The organism is Ignavibacteriota bacterium, assembly GCA_016716225.1.
Taxonomy (GTDB): Bacteria; Bacteroidota; Ignavibacteria; order Ignavibacteriales; family Melioribacteraceae.
Genome location: JADJWT010000001.1, coordinates 3,747,661 through 3,769,379 on the forward strand (window position 1 = coordinate 3,747,661; position 21,719 = coordinate 3,769,379).

General features: G+C 29.0%; 17 protein-coding genes and 1 pseudogene. 4 read left to right on the forward strand and 14 right to left on the reverse strand.

From position 1 onward, the window contains the following. Window positions 1–19 precede the first annotated feature (19 nt). From IPM32_16225 to glgA, 10 genes and pseudogenes are all read right to left on the reverse strand, one after another. The gene (locus IPM32_16225; protein MBK8946798.1) at window positions 20–187 is read right to left on the reverse strand and encodes a hypothetical protein; all 168 of its coding nucleotides are present in this window, start codon (window positions 185–187) and stop codon (window positions 20–22) included. An 11-nt stretch (window positions 188–198) separates the two neighbouring features. Continuing rightward, window positions 199–768 (reverse strand): cytochrome c3 family protein, encoded by a 570-nt coding sequence (locus IPM32_16230; GenBank protein MBK8946799.1) that lies wholly within the window; start codon window positions 766–768, stop codon window positions 199–201. Window positions 769–919: 151 nt separating this feature from the next. After that, window positions 920–1,897: a polyprenyl synthetase family protein gene (locus IPM32_16235; GenBank protein ID MBK8946800.1), complete on the reverse strand. Its 978-nt coding sequence runs from the start codon at window positions 1,895–1,897 to the stop codon at window positions 920–922. Beyond that, window positions 1,887–2,598, reverse strand: a pseudogene (tatC, locus tag IPM32_16240) (twin-arginine translocase subunit TatC). Before tatC ends, IPM32_16235 begins: the two are co-directional and overlap by 11 nt. A 60-nt stretch (window positions 2,599–2,658) precedes the next feature. Beyond that, the gene (locus IPM32_16245) at window positions 2,659–3,957 is read right to left on the reverse strand and encodes a serine hydroxymethyltransferase (protein MBK8946801.1); all 1,299 of its coding nucleotides are present in this window, start codon (window positions 3,955–3,957) and stop codon (window positions 2,659–2,661) included. A 9-nt stretch (window positions 3,958–3,966) separates the two neighbouring features. Further along, window positions 3,967–5,250 carry a tetratricopeptide repeat protein gene (locus IPM32_16250; GenBank protein ID MBK8946802.1) on the reverse strand — a complete coding sequence of 428 codons (1,284 nt, stop codon included), beginning with the start codon at window positions 5,248–5,250 and terminating at the stop codon, window positions 3,967–3,969. A gap of 19 nt (window positions 5,251–5,269) precedes the next feature. Further along, window positions 5,270–6,508, reverse strand: a complete 1,239-nt coding sequence (locus IPM32_16255) for a hypothetical protein (GenBank protein MBK8946803.1) — start codon at window positions 6,506–6,508, stop codon at window positions 5,270–5,272. A 5-nt stretch (window positions 6,509–6,513) separates the two neighbouring features. Beyond that, window positions 6,514–7,698: a hypothetical protein gene (locus IPM32_16260; GenBank protein MBK8946804.1), complete on the reverse strand. Its 1,185-nt coding sequence runs from the start codon at window positions 7,696–7,698 to the stop codon at window positions 6,514–6,516. Continuing rightward, window positions 7,682–8,272: an HAD family hydrolase gene (locus IPM32_16265; protein MBK8946805.1), complete on the reverse strand. Its 591-nt coding sequence runs from the start codon at window positions 8,270–8,272 to the stop codon at window positions 7,682–7,684. The genes IPM32_16260 and IPM32_16265 overlap by 17 nt, the downstream gene beginning before the upstream one ends. 3 nt (window positions 8,273–8,275) lie before the next feature. Continuing rightward, window positions 8,276–9,763 carry a glycogen synthase GlgA gene (glgA, locus tag IPM32_16270; protein MBK8946806.1) on the reverse strand — a complete coding sequence of 496 codons (1,488 nt, stop codon included), beginning with the start codon at window positions 9,761–9,763 and terminating at the stop codon, window positions 8,276–8,278. Window positions 9,764–9,874: 111 nt separating this feature from the next. On the opposite strand from glgA, the gene IPM32_16275 reads away from it, so the two are divergent. From IPM32_16275 to IPM32_16285, 3 genes are all read left to right on the forward strand, one after another. Next, a complete protein-coding gene (locus IPM32_16275) occupies window positions 9,875–11,122 on the forward strand; it encodes an imidazolonepropionase (protein ID MBK8946807.1) in 1,248 nt (415 codons plus the stop codon). Further along, a complete protein-coding gene (locus IPM32_16280; GenBank protein ID MBK8946808.1) occupies window positions 11,106–12,437 on the forward strand; it encodes a DUF1343 domain-containing protein in 1,332 nt (443 codons plus the stop codon). The genes IPM32_16275 and IPM32_16280 overlap by 17 nt, the downstream gene beginning before the upstream one ends. 115 nt (window positions 12,438–12,552) lie before the next feature. Further along, complete coding sequence (locus IPM32_16285; protein ID MBK8946809.1) at window positions 12,553–13,539, forward strand: T9SS type A sorting domain-containing protein; 987 nt, start codon at window positions 12,553–12,555, stop codon at window positions 13,537–13,539. A gap of 65 nt (window positions 13,540–13,604) precedes the next feature. Here IPM32_16285 and IPM32_16290 read toward each other — a convergent pair whose 3' ends face one another. Further along, window positions 13,605–16,178 carry a LysM peptidoglycan-binding domain-containing protein gene (locus IPM32_16290; protein ID MBK8946810.1) on the reverse strand — a complete coding sequence of 858 codons (2,574 nt, stop codon included), beginning with the start codon at window positions 16,176–16,178 and terminating at the stop codon, window positions 13,605–13,607. Window positions 16,179–16,342: 164 nt separating this feature from the next. On the opposite strand from IPM32_16290, the gene IPM32_16295 reads away from it, so the two are divergent. Continuing rightward, a complete protein-coding gene (locus tag IPM32_16295) occupies window positions 16,343–17,203 on the forward strand; it encodes a hypothetical protein (GenBank protein MBK8946811.1) in 861 nt (286 codons plus the stop codon). 55 nt (window positions 17,204–17,258) lie between these two features. On the opposite strand, the gene IPM32_16300 is transcribed toward IPM32_16295, so the two are convergent. The 3 genes from IPM32_16300 to IPM32_16310 are packed head-to-tail and all read right to left on the reverse strand — an operon-like array spanning window position 17,259 to window position 21,697. After that, complete coding sequence (locus IPM32_16300) at window positions 17,259–17,732, reverse strand: hypothetical protein (protein MBK8946812.1); 474 nt, start codon at window positions 17,730–17,732, stop codon at window positions 17,259–17,261. Beyond that, window positions 17,733–18,872 carry a PQQ-binding-like beta-propeller repeat protein gene (locus IPM32_16305; GenBank protein ID MBK8946813.1) on the reverse strand — a complete coding sequence of 380 codons (1,140 nt, stop codon included), beginning with the start codon at window positions 18,870–18,872 and terminating at the stop codon, window positions 17,733–17,735. Next, entirely contained in the window at window positions 18,869–21,697 is a 2,829-nt protein-coding gene (locus IPM32_16310; GenBank protein ID MBK8946814.1) for a PD40 domain-containing protein, read from the reverse strand. The genes IPM32_16305 and IPM32_16310 overlap by 4 nt, the downstream gene beginning before the upstream one ends. Window positions 21,698–21,719 lie beyond the last annotated feature (22 nt).

The following is a 21,719-nucleotide window of genomic DNA, read 5'->3' on the forward strand; positions in this document are numbered from 1 at the left end:
TTCGACATTTTACAAAATCCTATTTATTTCTCTTAACTGAATCCGGGTGAATTTTAACTTTTATATTTTTAAAAATTTTCATTTTTTGATCTGCAAATATTTTCAATGGAAGTGAACTTAATAAAATAGTACCAATTGAACTAAGTGTAATTTTATTAAAAAAACTTCTTCTATTTATTTTTGACATTTCTCAATTCCTTATCTATGACATGCTGAGCAATTTGTTGGACCTTGTTTTACATTTTCCAAATACGGTAATTGTTTTTCCGGATTTCTGTGACAATCCAAACAAGCTGTCATTGTCCAACCTTTCATTTGACTTACAACTTCCATATCCGCAATATTTCCGTGACATGTTTCACACTTCATTCCTTTATTAACATGAACAGAGTGATTGAAATATGCATATTCTGGAACTTTGTGAATTCTCTTCCACGGAATTGGAGTATTTTCATTAAAGAATTTTGCAAGTTTAATAATTTCTGGTTGTTTGTTTCTTGCTAGAGTATGGCAGTTCATACAAATATTAGCAGATGGAACTAATGCATGTCTTCCTTTTGTAACTCCGGTATGGCAATATTGACAATCAATTTTCATTTGACCGGCATGTAGTTTATGAGAATATGCAATTGGCTGTTCTGGTTGGTAACCAATTCCATCCCTTTCCGGTCTTGAAACATAAAACGTAATTATAAAGGAAACTAATGCAACAAATAAGGTAAGTGGTAATCTAACCTTAAGAGTATAATCTAGAAAAGATTTTTTCATTTATTACCTAAATGTTTAACTTTATCTATAATCACAAGTAACTTAAAGATCGATGAAATAAACACGCTGAATATTTTAGAAAAAATATATTTTTAAGATAAAAAATCTGATATAAATTACCAAAAAAAAATATAAACTTTTATGCTATAAATTATTTTTTTCTTTCAAGTACAAAATCTAAAAGTAATTCAAGGGATTTTTTACTTTCAGATTCTTCAAATACTTTTAAAGATTCTTTTGCCTCGGAAATAAATGATTTTGCAATATTGTATGAATATTCAATTCCTTTATATTTATTAACAAAATTCAATATTTCATTTATATTATTTTTGGTTTTTACATTTTTGATAAGTTTAATAACTGCGGATGATTCACTTTTAGAAGCAGTTCTAAGTGAATGAATTAATGGAAGAGTAATTTTCTTCTCACGAATATCTGCGCCAAGTGGTTTACCAATTATTGATGAAGTTCCAATATAATCCAAAATATCATCAACAATTTGAAATGCTTTTCCTAAATTTTCACCGTAATTTCTTAAAGCAGAAATATATTTTTCATTATTTGTTGTGCTTGCTGCGCCAATTTCACAGCATGTTGAAAGCAGCGAAGCAGTTTTATCAGAAATTATTCTAAAGTAAGTTTCTTCATCAATATCAAGTTTGCGAGTTTTTCTTATTTGAAGTAATTCACCTTCCGACATTCTCTTTACTGCTTTTGTAATTATTTTCAGTAAATCAAAATCATCACTATCTAAAGAAATTAATAATCCTCTTGAAAGTAAATAATCGCCCATAAGAACGGCAACTTTGTTTTTCCAAACTGCATTTATCGATGGAAGTCCGCGTCTTTTTTCCGCTCCATCAACAACATCATCGTGAACTAAAGTTGCGGTGTGTAGAAGTTCAACAAGAATAGCTCCGCGTAAACTTTTCTGATTTACATCGCCAATAACTTTGCTGGAAAGTAGAACAAGTATTGGTCGAATTTTTTTACCTTTTTGCTTCAGTATATACTTGGTAACTAAATCAACAATTCCAACTTCAGATTTGAGAGATTTTTTAAAAAGTTGATTGAAGTCTTCTAATTCATTTAAAATTGGTTTGCTTATTTCGGAAAGATTAGGTTTCAATATTTTTCTTTAATGAAAATTTGGAAACGAATATACTTATTTCATATAATAAAACCAAAGGGATAGCTAACAGAATTTGCGCAACAGGATCAGTTCCGGGAGTTAGAACTGCTGCAATAATCAAAATTCCAACTATAGAATGTTTTCTAAATTTTCTCATAAAAGCGGGAGTTAAAATTCCTAATTTTGTAAGAAAAAAAGATAACATCGGAAGTTCAAAAATTACTCCAGCAGCCAACATAACACTAATTATTATTGAAAAATATTCATCGATTGCAAAATTATTTTCTATTGATGAAGTTCCGAATTGACCAGCAAAAGAAAGTGTTAAAGGAAGCATTACAAAATATGCAAAAGTAATTCCGGCTAAAAAACATACAGAAGAAAAAATTACAATTAACGAAACATATTTTCTTTCATTCTTTTTTAAGTGCGGGTGAAATAAATTTCCATACTTGATAAAAAACATTCGGGATACTTAAAATAAATCCGCCAATTACCGCAACTTGAAAATAGATAAATAATTGTCCGAAAGGTTTTAAGTTTTGTAGGTTAATTTTAGCTTTTTTTGCTGGAATTAGTAAAATGTTGTCAATCAAGAAATCTATGAATATCCACGCAAGGATTGTTCCGATTGTAACACCAATTAAAAGATAAAGAATTCTCCACCTTAATTCTTCAAGGTGTTCAAGGAAGGACATTTCACCTTCTTGATCAATAATTTCATCTGCCGGAGTTTTATCAGTTTTCACAAAATAATATTAATTTCTAAATTCTGCATAAAGAGGAAATTTTGAACATAAATTTTTTACTTCCGGTTTTAGATGAGCAAGTTTTTCATCATTTTCAAAATTTGTAATTGCTCTATCAATTATTTCCGCAATAATACTCATTTCCGGTTCTTTCATTCCGCGAGTGGTTGCAGCTGGAGTTCCAACTCTAATTCCACTTGTAACAAAAGGGCTTTTTGTATCGAAAGGAACCATATTTTTATTAACGGTAATTCCGGCTTTTTCCAATGCAATTTCGGCTTTTTTACCGGAAACATTTTTATTAGATAAATCAACAAGCATTAAGTGATTTGAAGTTCCACCAGATACAATTTTATAACCCTTTTGAATTAAACTATCAGCTAAAACTTTTGCATTTTTTACAACTTGTTCAGCATAGGTTTGAAATGAATCTTGAAGAATCTCACCAAACGCAACAGCTTTCGCCATAATAATATGCATTAACGGACCGCCTTGAATTCCCGGCATTACTGTGCTATCAAAAAGTTCAGACATTAATTTTAATCTATCACCTTTTGGGGTTTTATTTCCAAGTTTATTTTCCGAATCTTTTCCTACTAAAATAATTCCGCCTCTTGGACCGCGTAAAGTTTTGTGTGTAGTTGAAGTAACAACATCGCAATATGGTAAAGGATTGTTAAGTAAATTTTTGGCAATCAATCCAGCCGGATGCGCCATATCGCACATAAGGAATGCGCCAACTTTATCTGCAATTTCTCTAAACTTAGCATAATCCCATTCTCTTGAATAAGCGCTTGCACCAGTAATAATTAATTTTGGTTTTTCTTTTTTTGCTAAATCTTCAATTACGTTATAATCTAATTCTTCAGTTTCTTTATTAAGTGAATATCCAATTGCTTTGTAAATTTTTCCTGAAAAGTTAACCAGAGAACCGTGTGTTAAATGTCCACCGTGTGCTAAATCCAAACCGAGAAATGTATCACCGGGTTGGAGTAAGGTCATAAAAACAGCCATGTTTGCTTGGGATCCACTGTGTGGCTGAACGTTCGCATATTCTGCATTGAATATTTTTTTTATTCGTTCTATCGCAATTTCTTCTGCCATATCTACATATTCGCAACCACCGTAATATCTTCTGCCAGGATAACCTTCTGCATATTTATTTGTTAAAACAGAACCAGCCGCTGCTAAGACGGCTGGACTTACAAAATTTTCAGATGCGATAAGTTCAAGATAATCTGATTGACGCGAGATTTCTAATTTTAAAACTTCTGCAATTTCTTTATCATCCGCTAAATATTGATACATAAATTTTCCTTAGAAAGAAACTGTTATTGATTTGCCAATCCAATCGTAGCATTTACCTTCAATTTTAATAACATCACCATTTTGTTTTTTTCTAAAGAAATAATCTTCCTTTGAAGGAACCGAATTTTGCAATGCACTTACTCTTTCTGCTGCAGATGATGCATGTTCTCCGCCCATTCTAACAACTTGTCTATATGTATCAGCAGCTAATTGATATACACATTTATCTTCGAATTCAAATCCGCAGCTTCTTGCAGCTTGTTCATATAAACTTGCTTCAATATATGTTGGATAATCCCATCCTGGACTAACTTTAGATGCTTTTTGTAAATAACTTCTCGAAACTGACAATTGATCTAAATCCTTATACAAAAGTGCCAAGTTGAAGTAACTATCTCTATTTTCAGGTTGAAGATCAATTAATTTTTTGTAAGAACTAATTGCTTTATCAACTTGATCATTTTTTTGATATGCTCTTGCAATTTCATTCCAGTAATTTATTACTTCAGGATTTTTATCAATCAAGAATTGCAATGGCTCTATTGAAGCCTCATAATCTTGATTCTTTTTACATATCATGGCATATTTCCAAGCTTTTTCCGGATTTTCTTTATCTTGATCCCATGCTCTCTTTAGAAATTCTTGTAATTGGGCACTATCTTCAGCTAATCTGGTCATCTTTGCATTCCAAACTGCATTATCCGGTTCTAAATCAGAAAGTTTCATATAAATATCTAAAGCCTTCATTTTATAATCATTACTATCATTCATATTATCAACATATAAAGTTCCAAGCTGATCTGCATAATAAATTTCATCCGCAGTGTAAGCTGTATCAAGAGCAAACCCTTGTTCATAAGCAGCAATAGAAACTTCCGGTGCTGATTTTTTCCATTGATCAAGAACATAAGCTTTTTTCAACAAATAATAGCCGGCATCTTCTTTATCATATTGAGCAGCTTTATCAAACAAGAAAATTGCGGTATCAGCTAGTAAAGTTCTTGTTTCCTCAGTTGTATTGCTATCTGCATAAACTTCAAAAAGTACTTTATCCATTTTTTTATAAATTTTATATTGCGGCATAAAATCGGGTTTTGTATTTATAACATTAAAACCTTTTTCAAGAGTCCACATTTCATATTGTTTAATTTTGTAAGCTTCAAAAAACAAACTAGCTTCAACCATTACATTAATACTATCACCGCTATTAAAATTATTTTTTGCTGAAGTTTCAACATTTAAAAATAAGATAGCTGTTAGAATTGAAAATGTAATTGTTTTGAGTGCTTTCAATTTTATTCTCCTTAAGTTATTATCTATCTTGTCTCACAAACCAAAGTTCACCGAAATTTACTGAAAAATTTGCTTGGAAAATATTTTCTTTCAGTAAATTTTGATTGGTTGTTCCTCTAATTCCGTACATTAAACCAATATCAATAGAATTTTCAAATCCTAGTGGAAATGATATTCCAGTATGTATTCCAAATTGATTTATATCTTCACCTTTAAATGTATATTGTGTCTGTTCATAACTTAAACCAAATCTATATTTTACAAGTTCCCAAAATGTGGCAAATTTTTTGACTTGTTGATCGTACTCAATTCCCATACTGTATCTATTAAGGTCTTTTAAATTACTAAAAATTTTCCCATTTTGTTTGAATTTTGACCAAGGCTGATTTGTGTAATCTAAAATCAAATTTAATTTATTGAAAGAAAAATTTAAACCTAGAGAAAGTTTGGATGGCATTTCGGTTATAAAAGATTTACTCTGAAATACTTTTTGCCCCAAAGTTGTTGTTGCGTAAGATGAACTATCTGTATTTATTTTGCTTCCAATTTCATAACTTACGCCAAAACTCAAATTTTTAATATTTTCACTTCCGAAAATTGATGAAATATTTGGTGTTAAAAATCCAAGAGTTGTTCCCAAACCTTTATGTTTTAATTCAGATGTAAAGTACGAATCAGAAAAATCTGATGTATCATTATAAATAACCTGACTTTCATATTTTGCATTTCCAGTATAATATTCAAATGTAGCTCCGATGGAAAAATCTAAAGGAAGAGATGTTGAAATTCCGAGAAATACTTTTGATAATCCACCACTTCCGATAAAATCTTCTGTATAACTATTTTCTTGTCCCTCAAGATAATTATTCGTAATGTCATAATTAATTGTTGAGTATGGAGTTAATCCGAATACAAATCCAATACCTAAATCTCTTTCAATCGGAAATGCCAAATGAAATCCGGAAAATTTAACTTCGGAAAAATTTGCATCGGAATTTCCATCGCTAATTTGTGCAATATTTGTAAATAAATTTACACCTAATTTTGTATTTGTTATAGATTTCCAGGTTGCCGGATTATTTAGGTTAATTAAATTCTCATTTACATGCGCAGTTCCAATTCCACCAAGTGATAATTTGCCCGCGGAGTTATAATGAAATAAGTCGCCCACTCCGTATCTTGTGTAAATTGTTCCACCAGATGCAAATATAAAACTGCTTGTTAAAATCAGTAAAAATAAAATTGACTTATTTTTCATTATTCTTATTTTTTTGTGTAATAAATTGTTAATCTCGGTTTTAATGAATCCACCGTAGAAGTACTGTTAAAAATTCCAACTCGAGAAACACTTCTTAGTTCATCACTCAATTGAAGTTGTAATCCTTGATTTTCATCACCATCAACCCATTTTTGAACAAATAATCTAATATCGCCGGAATATTTATTATTTGATTTTCGTAATGGATATTTTCCAATTTCAGTGCTTAAAGTTGGTTTTTCCAAATCAGTTAAAAATCCTACTGCAATTGTATCAGCATCTATGGTTCCAAATTCTGTATTACTTTCATCAATAAATAAATCTAAAGTTGCTTTATTTATAACAATATTTTCCGGAACTAAGGATAAATCAAAAAGTAATTTTCCTCTTACAGCAAGCGAGCTTTGTAAAATTATATTATCATTTGTATTAGAATAAATTTCTCCTCTGGGAACATGTAAATCTGCACTTGGAATTGCAATTATTGTATCAAAAATTCCTTCTTGTTCAAAAACCATATATAAATAAGGATAATCTTCATCATTATAAGTTGTTAACGCTTGAAAGCCAACTATTCCGGAATTTGAAATTGGTCGCATTAAAATTCCATAATCTGGTGCGTAACTCGAATCGTAAGTTCTTCTAATCCAGCCATCGACTAATTCCGTATTAAGATCAAATTTCATTACAGTATCTGCATAACTATATGTAGAATAATCTAACAAATCTGTGCTTATATTTGCGTAAATTGCATTAAGTGTATCTTGATTTATTGAACTTGGATTCCAGCTTGAATTTATTCTGTGGATAGAAAATTGAAAATTATTGCTATCTCCAATCCAATAAGTTGGTTGAATTTCTACCCAGCATTTTACAAGTTTGGATGAATCTGCTTTAAAAGGATCCATAATAGAATCAGCCGGATTTATATAAAATCCTATTAATACTTCACTCGTTATATTTTTATAATTACCTAATAGAACAGTTGATGAAGAGCCAAATTTTAGCGAATCATATTTATAGGAAGTTAATTGTTGAGTAAATCCACTTGTGTAACTATCAATAACAGTAAAATTTAGTCTGTCTCCATCTGGAACTAAATCAGTTCCTAATGAATTTGGATCATTTGTGCATGACGAAAAATATAAAACTGAAAGTGCAAGGAAAAAATATTTAATTAGTTTGTTCAACAATTTCTCCATTTAAAAATCGTTCAATAAAATCAACAGCATTTTGAAAATTTGAAGCAACAAAGTTGGGCGAATTTTTAGAATTTTTCAACTTATTAATTTCTTCATTGCTTAAAGTATTTTGAATTAGAATTGAAGTTACACCGGAATTGTGCGCACATTCAATATCAACTTCTCTATCGCCAATAAAAAAAGATTTAGATAAATCAATTTCATTTTCGATTGCTGCATTAAAAACCATTTCCGGCGAAGGTTTTCTACATTTCGTTAATTCTTGTGAATCAAAATCCGGATGGAATGGACAAAAATAAAACTTATCAACTTTTGTATTTTGTTCCAATAAAATTTGATTTATTCTTTCGTTCACTTTTTCAACATCGGAATAAGAAATTATACCACTTGTAATTCCCGATTGGTTTGAAATAACAAAAATCTTAAATGAAAAATTATTTTTAAGTCTTTTTATTCCTTCTACAACACCGGGATACAACTTAATTAAATTTGGATTTCCAATATACCCCGAATCATAATTAATTGTTCCATCTCGGTCTAAAAAAACTGCTTTATTTTTCATCAACTATAAAATCTTTTTGTAGAGATCAATATATTCTTTAGAAGATGCAAGCCAAGTGAAATTACTTTTCATTCCGTTTTTCTGTAATTTTAACCAAGATTTTTTATCTTCAGAAAATATTTTAATTGCTTTACTTATAATATTTACTAATGCTTGTTCATTATTTTCAATAAAAACAAAGCCATTTCCGTTTCCAGAATTTTCATCATAATTTTCAACTGTATCAGCCAATCCGCCGGTTTTTCTAACAATCGGAATTGTTCCATACATTAAACTGTACATTTGGTTTAATCCGCAAGGCTCAATTTTGGAAGGCATTAAATACATATCAGATCCGGCTTCTATAAGATGCGCAAGGTTATCGTCAAATCCCAAATAACATGCAAACTTTTCCGGATATTTTGCGGCAGCTTTTTCAAAAAAGGTATGATATTTTTTTTCACCGTTTCCAAGTAAAATAAATTGTGCATTTAAATTCATTAAATCCTTAAATGATTTTTGAACAAGATCAAAACCTTTTGCTTCGTCTAATCTTGAGATCATTCCAATTACCGGTTTATTTTCATCATAAACCAATCCGAATTTTTCTACAAGTAATTTTTTATTTTCTTGTTTCGCTTCAATATTTTTAATTGAATATTTTTTTGGAATTTGTTTATCTTTTTCGGGATTCCAAACATTTAAATCAATTCCATTTAAAATACCATCAATTGAAGCTTCACGAGATTTTAAAACACTAAATAAACCGTCGCTCAATTCTTTATTTGTGCAAATTTCATTTGCAAATGTTTTAGAAACAGTTGTTATTGAATCTGCAAATTGAATACCACATTTAAGAAAACTGAATTTATCATTGTGAAGTAATTCTTTTTCCTTAAAAAATTCTGCAAGACCCGTTTTTTGAATTGTTGATGCTGGAAATTCGCCTTTAAAACCTAAATTGTGAATCGTAAATACACTTCTCACATTATCAAAAATTGGATCTTTTTTGAAAAGTGATTTTAAGTAAATTGGAACAAGTCCTCCTTGCCAATCATTGCAATGAATAATATCTGGAATCCAGCCAAGTTTTGTAATCAAATCAAATATGGATTTTGCAAGAAGAATAAATCTTTCGTCATTATCCTTATACTCTTTCCCGGAAATTGGATCCGCGTACAAACTTCTTCTACTTCCGAAATATTCATCATTATCTAAAAAGTAAAGTTGAACACGAACTTTTGACCCAACCAAAAATGAAGAACGAAGTGAGTAAGTAACTTGTTTTCCCCCAATATCCGTAACTAAATCTTTAAGTCTTACAACTTCGTGAATCTTAAATTTTCTTTCATCAATTGCGCCATATTTGGGCACTAAAATTCTGACTTGATGTCCTAATTCTTGTAATTGTTGAGTTAATGAACTGGAAACATCAGCTAATCCGCCGGTTTTTACAAATGGTACAACTTCGGATGTTACAAAAAGTATTTTATATTTTCTACTTGGGGGCATTGCAAATCCTTAAATTTTTAATCAATAAATTTACAAAATTATTGACTTATTGACAAAAATATTTAATATTGCATGTTTTATTGCAAAATCTAATTCATACCTTAAACTCTGATGAAAACTTTATTTTTTAATCCCACACAAATTATTACCGTTAACACAAACGGAAAAAATTACAAAAGAGGTATTGAATTAAGCGATATTTCAGTTTTGGAAAATTTTTCTATTGTTGCTGAAAATGATTTAATTTCAAAAATAATTCCTACCAAAAAAATTTCTGAATTTAAGTTTGATGAAAAAATTGATCTTACAAATAAAATAATTTTACCCGGATTAGTTGAAGCTCACACACATTTAGTTTTTGCCGGATCAAGAGCTTATGAATTTGGAATGCGATTATCCGGAAAAAGTTATGAAGAAATTGCAAACTCCGGCGGCGGAATAAATTCAACAGTTAAAGCTGTACGAGAATCAAGTTTTGAAGAATTATTAAATTTAGCTAAACCAAAAGTCCAAAATTTTATTGAGCAAGGTGTTACAACTTTAGAAATAAAAAGCGGTTACGGATTAAGTTTTTACGATGAAATAAAAATTCTACAAGTTATAAAAGAATTAAATTCAATATTCCCAATTGATATAAAAGCTACCTTTTTAGGCGCTCATACATTTCCTCCGGAATATAAAAATGACCAGAATCAGTATATAAAAATTCTTACAAAAGAAATTATTCCGTTTATCGCAAAAAATAATCTTGCAAATTCTTGTGATGCATTTTGTGAAAAAACAGCTTTTTCACCAACTCAAGTTGAAGAAATTTTTACCTACGCAAAAGAGAATAATTTAGATGTAAAATTGCATACAGATCAATTTAATTCAATTGGCGGAATTGAAACTGGTCTAAAATTTAATGCACAAAGTTTAGATCATCTTGAAGTTATTGATGACAACGGAATTGAAAAAATTTCGAAAAGTAATTCTGTTGCGGTTTTGCTCCCGGGAATTTCATTTTCGTTAAATTATCAATTTGCACCGGCAAGAAAATTAATTGAGAAAAATGCAATCGTTTCGCTGGCTACTGATTTTAATCCCGGTTCTTCTCACATAAATAATATTAGTTTAATTTGGGGATTAGCCGCTTTAAAGATGCAAATGAAAATTGAAGAAATAATTTCTGCATACACAATAAATTCAGCAAAAGCACTCTCTCTTTCAGATAAAATTGGAAGTATTGAAATTGGCAAAAGTGCAGATTTTGCAGTTTTCGAAACATCAAATTATAATAATTTAATTTATTTCATCGGACAAAATTTGTGCTCCATGGTTATTAAAAACGGCAAAGTTATTTATGAAAAAAAATCTTAATAAATTTTTTGTAATAAATTTTCTTACAATTTTAATTTGGAGTTGTTCTACGGAAATTCCTCAAAAAGAAGAAGTTTCCATTCCGGAAAAACAAATAAAAAAAAATACCCTAATTCAAATTTCCCCAAAAGTTGAAAATGAATTTCAGCTAGGAATTGATGTTCTAAAAGAAAATAACTTTGATATTCTTCAAAATAAAAGAGTTGGATTGATAACAAATCAAACCGGAGTTGATAAAAATTTAAAATCCACAATCGATATTTTGTACGAAGCAAAAAATGTAAATCTTGTTTCATTATTTTCACCGGAACATGGAGTTCGTGGAAATATTGAAGGCGGAGAAAATATAGAAAATAATATCGATCAAAAAACAAAACTTCCCGTTTATTCTTTGTATGGAAAAACTCAAAAACCAACAAAAAAAATGCTTTCGGGAATTGATATTTTAGTTTATGATATTCAAGATATTGGTGTTAGATCTTATACATTTATTTCTACATTAGGTTTTGCAATTGAAGCCGCTTCTGAAAATAATATTGAATTTGTAATTTTGGATAGACCAAATCCTTTAGGTGGAATTAGAGTTGAAGGAAATATATTAGAAAGTGAATTCAAGTCGTTTATCAGCCAATTCCCTATTCCATACATTTATGGTTTAACTTGCGGGGAACTTGCAAATCTGCTTATTTCGGAAAAAATGATTTCTACAAAATCTAATTATAATGTAAAAGTTGTTAAAATGGAAAATTGGAAAAGAAACATGACTTTTTCCGATACAAAATTAAATTGGGTTCCAACTTCTCCGCATATTCCAAATTTTGAAACAACTTATTTTTATCCTATGACGGGAATTTTGGGTGAATTAAGAAATGCAATTTCAATCGGAGTTGGTTATACTTTGCCATTTCAAATTGTTGGTACGGAATGGATAGATGCAAATTTATTTTCGGATGAATTGAATAGTTTGAAAATTCCGGGTTTATATTTTAGACCAATTTCTTTCAAACCATTTTACGGTTTTGGAAAAGGTAAAAATTTAAATGGAGTTCAAATTCATATTATAAATTTTGATTCCGTTAAACTAGTTTCTACTCAATTCTATATTATTAAAGCTTTACAAAAATTATATCCAAAAAAAGATTTGTTTAAACTATCAGATGTAAGCGAAATCAATATGTTTAATAATGCAGTTGGAAGTGATAAAATTCAAAAAATGATTCAAAATAATACTGAAATCAATGAAATACTTGATTTTTTAAACAAAGATGTGGAAAATTTCAGAAATCTTTCTTCAAAATATTACCTCTATCATTAAATTTTTTTTGCAAAAACTAAAATAATACTACATATTTGTTGTAAATCACATTTTCAAGGTAAATGTCCTACTTATTTGTATCAAAAATTCATTCAATTTAAGAGGATAACAAAAAATGAAAAAACTAACAACGTTAATACTAAGCTTACTTTTTGTGAGTTTGAGTTTCGCACAATCCAATTCAATAACATATAAATTTTCTGTAGAAGGTTGCGGAGATATTCCTGAATTGGAAATTTTTAGAGGAATAATGTTTGAAGGAGATAATATTGAATTTGAACCTTATACTTTTCCACAAGGAAATCCTGAATCCCAATTTTTCTATGATTTAATGGTCGGTGGAAATTTAGGTTTCCCTTTAAATAGCTTAAATGAAAATATCAGCATAAACATTGTTTTAAAAGGTTTATGTGATCTTGATTTAGCAAATTTACCAACAAACGAAGAAATTCTTGAGTTACTTTTTTTAGAAATTACAGTTAACGGAGCTGCAAGTGGAGTTCATGCGGAAAATGAATATTACAATTTAGCAAATGGACAAGAAGCATATTTAAAATTGCCAGCAAGCAAAATTATTCCATTCTTAAATTTCTTAAGATATTCAATTGATGATTTTACTCCATTTTATGTAGATCAAAATTCTGAAGTTGACTTAAACGGAATTAGAAAAGTTGTTGATAATAATTTTGTATCAATTTATTTACAGCATTTTTCAACAATAGGCGTTGGATTTAAAGTTGAAGTAGTAGATACTACTGATGATGACGATTCCGATTCAACTGATACTACAGACACAACCGATACAACTACTGATGTTGATGTTATTTCAAATACACCAAATGTTTATAACTTAGGTCAAAATTACCCAAATCCATTTAACCCAAGCACAACAATTAGCTATACTTTACCTCAATCTGGATTTACAAAATTATCAGTGTATAATTCTTTAGGAGAAGTTATTCAAACATTGGTTAATGAAAATCAATCAGCTGGAAAATACAATATAAATTTTAATGCAAGTAATCTAACTTCCGGAATGTATTTTTACACAATTTCAAGCGGTAATTTTACGCAAACAAATAAAATGATTTTAATGAAGTAAAAACTTTTATAATTGAGTTTTAAGAAGCTGTTCCGAATGAATGTTATCCTTTCGGAGCAGCTTTTTTAATTTTTGCTTGCCAATTTGTTATTTATGCGAGGATAAATTATTAATTTTTGCCCAACTTTAATTACGTTACCTTTTATTTTATTCCAACTTCTGATTTCACTTGCTTTCACATTATAACTTTCTGCAATGTGACCTAAAGTTTCTCCCCTTTTAACACTGTGAATAATTTGTTCATCATTATTTTTTTCTGCAATCTCAACACTATTATTCAAATTTGAGGATTGACCAATGCTCAATTTCTGTCCGGGATGTATTTTATCGTTTTTAAGATTATTCCAATTTTTCAGATCTACAATACTTACTTTATTTCTTGATGCTATTTTTCCGATTGTATCACCTTTTTTTACAGTATATATTTTAGTTTCAGCAATCTGAGAATCTTCAACATCAACATTTTTTGTATGAATTTTTAAAGTTACTCCAGCATTCAATCTATTTGAACTAAGTTTGTTCCATTTTCTTAAATTTATTGTACTTACTCTAAATTTCTCAGCAATTTCACTTAATGTGTCGCCCTTTTTAACTTTATATTTAATTGTATTTGTTTTTTCTGAAGTTGTGGAAATATTATTATCTGCAACAAGAGTTGTTGAATTTCCGGTAAATATTTTTAATTTTCTGCCTTTGAAAATTCTGTTACTGCGGAGATTATTCCACTTTTTAATTTTAGATGTTGTTGTACCATATCTTGAAGCAATTGAACCAAGCGTTTCGCCACTTCTAATTCTATGTGTAATCCATTCTTCTCCAGTTGAGGAAGATAACTGACGCAATTTTTCAGTTTTGGATAAGCTATTTATTTTTGATAAATCAGCAACTCTTTCTTTTGGAACATAAAGTTTTAGAGTTTGCCCAACATGAATTGTTGTAGTATAAGGTAAATTATTCCAGTTTCTAATATCAGAAACTCTTAATTCAAAAAGATCACTTAAATCTGTTAAATTATCTCCACTTTTTACAACATACTCAATTAACTCACTATCTTCCGGAATTATTATTGTTGCCGAATCATTTGAAGCTCGATAAAGTTGCATAAATTTTTCATCATCCGGATTATGATTGTGAACCATTTTATATGGAGCTTGTCCATTATTTAAAGATTCTGAATTTCCATTTTCTTCAACCGCGGAAGCAATATCTGTATTTGAAAAATTATCTGAACTGGTATATTTTGTTACGGGAATTTTCAATTTAATATTGGGATAAATTCTTGAATTTGTGGAAATTTTATTAAATCTTGCTAGTTGAGCAATTCCAACACCATATTTATCAGCAATTTGGGATAAAGTTTCTCCTTTTTTAACATTATGCACAACATATTGAAGTTTTGCATCTTTCGGAACTGATCCTAAATTATTAACAAATTGTTCATAATTTTTCTTAGGAATTTTTAGATCATATCCGCCGGGATAATTTGGCGGAGTATTATGTTGTATTAGTTCCGGATTTAAATTTTTCATTTCCTCCAAAGTAATTCCGGCACTTTTTGCTAAAACTGATAAATCAATTGCTTCGTGAATTTTATGTGTTACATATTCAATAGGACTTTCATAAACAACATCAGTAAATCCATATTTTTCAGGCTGACTTGCAATTAAAGTTACAGCAATATATTGTGGAACATAATTTCTTGTTTCTTTTGGTAAGTATTTTTTAATTTCCCAAAAATTTTTAGAACCAGCTCTTTTAATTGCTCTTGTAACTCTTCCTTCTCCACTATTATAAGAAGCAATTGCCAAATACCAATCATTTAAAGAAATGTAAAGATCCCTTAAATGTCTTGCTGCTGCACGCGTAGATTTTTCGGGATCACGTCTTTCATCAACATAAAAATCAACATTTAAATCATAAAGTCTACCGGTTCCTTTTACAAATTGCCAAAGTCCAACCGCTCTTGCCCAAGATTGCGCATTTGGTTTTAAACCACTTTCCATCAAACTTAAGAAAATTAGTTGTGTAGGAACTTTTTCTTCAGCAAATATTCTTGCCATCATAGGAAAATAAAAACCGGTGCGCTGAAGCCAATACGTCATATGTTTTCTACCTTTTCCGGTAAAATATTCAATATATTGTTCAACATTGCTGTTAATTTCTAATGGAAAATCCCCAATAACTATTACAGATTCATTTGTAATTTCTTCTTCAACTTCGGAAACATTTAATTCCGGTAAATTATTATTCAACCATTCTTCAACAGCGTAAGTTGGAGAATTATCCGGAAGTTTCTCAAAACTTGCAATGTATGAATTATAATCATCTAAAATTGATTTTTCTAATTCAAGGTATGCTTCATTTTCTTCAATATTTGGAAAATAACTCAATTCATTAATTATTGTCATTGCAGAATCAAATGAAAAAAGCGCTTCAGATTCCAACCCAAGTGTTTTTTCCGTTAGTGCATCAACATATTTTTGACGTGCATTTTCCAAACTTTCATTTATCACAGCATCAGTTCTAATTACAGCAGAAATGCTATCTTGTTGTGGTTTGTTATTTTGGGAGTTAAATGACGAGCACGAATTGAGAATTATTAGTGTACCAGTTACTAAAAGAGCAAATTTTCTAATCACGATTATCCTATAATTAAATGTTGCAAGTTATAAGATTATAGAGTTTTTTTCAAGTCGAATATAAAATAAATTTGTTAAAGTATTATATTACATATACTTTTCTTATAAAATATCAATATATTTCAACTCAAATTCTTATACAAAAACTTAATTTATATATCGGTATGAATCTAAAATACTTTACCATACTTTTTTATTTTATATTCAATATTCAAATAATTTCTCAAATAAATAATTTTGAGCTTTTACCACATGGTTTACATTTTTTACCAATAAAAGCAAATAACGAAGAAGCAAGAATTGGTATTTTGTATTATCCCAAAAATGGAAATTTAAAAGTTGATATTGGAAATAATATTGATCTAATAGCTTTTTATTTTCCAAATTCTAAATTGACATTTTCAATTGAATTTATGGCTTATGCTCTTTCAACAAATTATGCAGAAAAAAGATTGCAAATTGATGCTTTGGATGGTTTTTTCGGTGGGAATATGGCATTTTCTAAAAATTATGAAAACGGAAAATTAATTTCTCGATTTAGGATAATTCATAACAGTGCTCATCTTGTTGATGGACATTTTGATTCGGATAAAAATCAGTGGATGAATAACGATAAACCAATTCCCTTTACTAAAGATTTTGGTGAATTATTACTTGGATATCAATTCCTTGAAAATTTTGGCACTTTAAGAACATATTCCGCCATTTCTTATTCAACTTTAATTAGACCTAAAATTTTGGAAAAGTGGAATTCTTATTTCGGATTTGAAATTTCATCAAATAAAATTTTAGACAAATTTCTTGAAAAAGATTTAAATATTTTTTTTGCAACTCATTTTAGTTTAGAAGGAAATCCGAAATATCAATTAAATTATAATAATTTATTGGGTGCAAAATTCGGCATTTGGGATGAAAAAGGGATTGTTTTTTATCTTTCTTATTTTTATGGTTCAAACCCATTCAGCGAATATTATTCGAACAGGGTTAGCCAATTTGGAATTGGATTTTATATTGACTTTTTTTGATAGTTTTTTTAAAGATTCTAACTTTTAAAAAAATGCCATCTTTTAATATTAAGTACTAATCTGTAAGAAATTTATAAATCAAATATCCAAAATTAATTTGAAGTGCACCAAGAGCAACACCGCTGTAAATATCTAAGCCATTTGTTTTATTCAAATATTTTGTATCACCGGTAATTTTATATTTATCATAATTTTTATCTGATTCGTTTTTCAAATAAGCAGCGGTTGCACCAAAAGCAATTGCACTTCCAACAACAATGTAAAATAAATCGGATTCAACAAAACTTTCCCTTTGTTTTTTTATTGATATTGGGAGTGAATAATTTTTTAAATTTTTCATTTCAGTATTCAAACTCAAATCCCAATTACGCAAAGGCAGTATTTTTATTAAAGGATTATTATCAACATGAATTTTGATTTTTTCATCTAATAATTTTTGCGTGGAGATATTTAAATTCACTTCAACAGAATCTTGCGAAAAAATATTTATTGAACTTAGAATAAATATTAAAAAAATAATTTTCAGCATTTAGTTTTCCTTTACCGAAAAACAAAAAACATCATCTTTATCAATTCCAAAAAGTATTTTATTTTTTACGTAAAAAGGTGAAGTTCTGCATCTTCCTTCAAATTGAATTTTATCTAAAATTTCCCCAGATGATTTATCAAAAATATCAACGTCCATATTCATATTTGGCTGAACTAAAATATTTTCAAAAACAAGCGGAGTTGTATTAATTAAACCGTCAGTTTCGTTCTTCCAATTCAAACTTCCGTTTTGCAAATTTATTGAATAGAAATCTCCATTTAAATTTCCAATAAATAAAGACTTGGAATCAATTGCCGGAACAGTTTTTATTTTATAATTTGTTTCAAATTTCCAATTTATATTTGCTGACATTTTATTTATTGAAAACACATTTCCATTTTCATCACCAAAAAATATTGAAGTTTCATTCAAAGTAATTCCGCTTTGAACTTCTTCGCAAATTTTAATTTTATAATTTATTTTTCCATCAGTTAGTTTAATAGAATATAAATTTCCGGAAATAGAACAAGCAAATAAATTTTCCTCGTCAGCTGCTGGGTCAGAAAAAAATTTTTCCTTTAAATTTATTTCCCATTCTTTTATTCCCATTCTAGAAAATTTATAAAGTTTACCAAAATTTGTAAGTACAAAAATTTTCTCATTCTCAAAAATTAATTCATTTGTAATTTTTCCTTCAATTTTAACTTCACGAAATTCCTTTGCATTTCTCAAATCGTAAACTATCAACGATGAATAATTTTCTTTTTCTTCATTCACAATAAAAATTAAATTCGTTTTATCAATAATTGGAGTTTGTTCAATTGAACCTTTATATTTTATTTCTCCGAGTTTTTTTCCATTATTTAAATTTAGAGCAGCAATTCTTCCTCCCAAATCAGAAACAAATAAAATAGAATCAAAAGATGTAAAAGGATAATTTGAATAACTACCGTAAGTACTTTTATCCCAAATGGGTTCTTTTAATATTTCAACATTTTTTTGATAATAAAAATTTCTATGAGAATAATTTCCATACTGAGAAATTTTTTCAGAGTTCTCATTTAATTTGCTGAATTGAATTGCTCTTGCACAACCTAAAGTTGCAATAATTAAAGAAAATATTAAAATATAATTTCTCAAAAATCCCACCCAAAAAAGAATTGATAGAAGAAACTTTTCTGAAATGCCGAAAAATTATTTTCAATTTTTTTCCCAACATCATAACGAAAAGTTATTGCACCAAGGAAATTAAATCGCAATCCAATTCCAACACTCCCTATAGTATTTTCATATTTTTCATCCCAGGCACTTCCCGCATCAATAAAAGCAGCACCTTTAATTCCGGCAAAACCCAAACCTACAAAAGGAAATTTTATAAAAAATTGATCGATTAGCGGATATCTAAATTCAATAGATGAAAGCCACATTTTTTCTCCGCGAATTCTAAATCTTGGCCATCCTCTTAAATCCCAACTTCCGCCAGCAATATAACGACGAGCATCTTTTCCTTCATTGTAAAATATTGATGCACGTGTTGCCAAAGTAATTCTATTATGAAGTCTAAAATAATTTCTATAATCTGCAATTAACGAATAAAAATTAGAATTACTATATTTTATATCTGTTGTGTAACCTAATAAAAGTCTGAATCTTGAGCCATCTACCGGACCGGTATTTCCCCAAAGCGTGTTATCATGAATAAAAGAAATTGTATTTGATAATAAAAGTGCTTTTCTTGGTAACAAATCTATTGATATTTCTCTATCGGAATTTGAAATTGTAGTACTTGTTTCAATTCTTTGAAACGAAGATAACGGATACAAAAGCGAAATATATCCACCGAAACTTCTTTCGTAAAAAAAGCTGTCGCTTTCTCTAATATCATATCGTCTTCCGGTATGATGAAATATTCCGTAACCGAAATTTGTTCTTCCTCCGGTGTTTACACGACTAATTGCTACATTTATATTTTTGAAAAAATCACTTTGAATTTCTGCGGAATTGTAAATCATGAAATAATATCTATCATCACCTAATAAATCACTTAGTGAAAAAATTGCACCTCCGCGAGTTCCGTAAATTGGATCAGTAGATATTTGACTGAAAGCATAATCCAATGAATATTGATTTTCATAATGTAATTTATCGGTCTCAGAATTAATTACAATTTTTTCCGGCTGCCACGGAGTTTTAATTTCATCAAATGCAAAATTTTTAACAAATAAATTTGTGTCGGGAATTTCATGAAGATTAAGTGAAAAAAATTGAAATGAAAATTTTTCAAATGTTGAAGTAATCAATTCATTTGAATCAACAAAATCATACTCAAAAATACTTGTTAAAAATCTTGTCTTTTGAGTCATATTTTTTGGTTCATTATTTTCATCAAAATTAATTTGCCAAAGATTTTTCACGCCATCATTATCTGCGAGGCAAAATAGTGATGAATAATCCGGAGAGAATTTTGGACTTGTTAAATCTGCATTTGAATATGTAAGATATTTAACTTCACCGGAATTAATATCTATCTCAAACAAATTATTTTTCTGCTGATAAATTCCGCTTGTTCTATCTGAAGAAAAAATTATTTTGGAATTATCAGAATTGTAAATTGGATCTCTATCTGAATAAAAATCGTTTGTAAATCTTTTTAAATTTCCGCTAATAATATCTAATTCATAAATATCTATGTACCCTTTTCTATCTGCTGCGTGAAATAGAATTTTATTTCCAGATGATTCGAAGCTTGGTGATTCAATAGTTAATAATTCATTAAATACAAAATGTTTTAAAATTTCATTTTTTTCTGTATCAAAAAGATGAAGCGCATCTGTTGCTCCGGCTTTTGTTACAAATGCCAAAATTCCTTTTGAGGAAATTGTCATAGATGGTTTTAACAAATGAAAAGTTTCAAAGATAACTTCTTTTTCTCCTTCTAAAATTTGTTCCGGCTCAGCAAAATCAATAGAATCGGGATTATATTTCATTTTATAAATTGAAGAATAACCGTTTCTATTTCCAACAAAATAAATTTGTTTACCATTTCCATTTTCATAATAATTCGGAGAAAAATTATAACCTTCAAAAGTTATTTTTTTTGATTCAATAAAATGTGGAGTTTTATTTTCGTAAAGTGGATAATATTGTTGCTTTAAGTAATACTGCCAGTCTTCATCAATTTTTTCAAATCTTTCACCTATTGTAAATTCAATTACATCTTCAAAATTTTTAAATCGCCAGAAATTCTCCAAGAACTGCAAAATTTTATCTTCACCATATTTTTTGCTTACAAATTCTAAAAAATTTTGACCTTCTTTGTACATTAAAAAACTTCCGTAAATTCTATACATATCTTTCAACGGTGCAAAAAAATTATTCAATACTGCATCTCGCATAATCATTTCAGCTTGTGTATCCCAGTGGTAAGACCAATATTCCGCAATTCCTTCAACAAACCACAAAGGCGGATAACTATCCCCAATTACTCTATGATCTTTTATAACATTCATCACTTTACTTGTCATAAAAACATGAACTAATTCATGTCTTATTACATGTCTAAATTGCTCAAGAGAAGTTAAATATGGAATTACAACTCTTCCTTTCATAAACTCAAAAAAGCCGCCAACTCCTTCCGGAATAAAATTGGGGATTGTATTTGTCTGTTGAAAATGATTGTGAGTATTATAAAATATAAGTGGAATTTTTTTAATCATTACATGATTAAATTTTATTTTCAAATCATCATAAGCTTCCTCGGCATAAGCAGCGCCAATTTCAGCCATTTCCTCAAAATCATCGTAGTAGTAAATATCAAAATGATCAGTTTTGATAACTTTCCAATCAAAATCCTCGTAGTGAACTTTATTTCTTCCAAAAAAGTAAAGCTGTGCGTTAACACAAATTGAAGAAAAAATAAAAATTAGAAATGTAACTTTGAGAAATAAATTTTTTAAGATTTGCATTCCAGATTCGAGATTAATATTT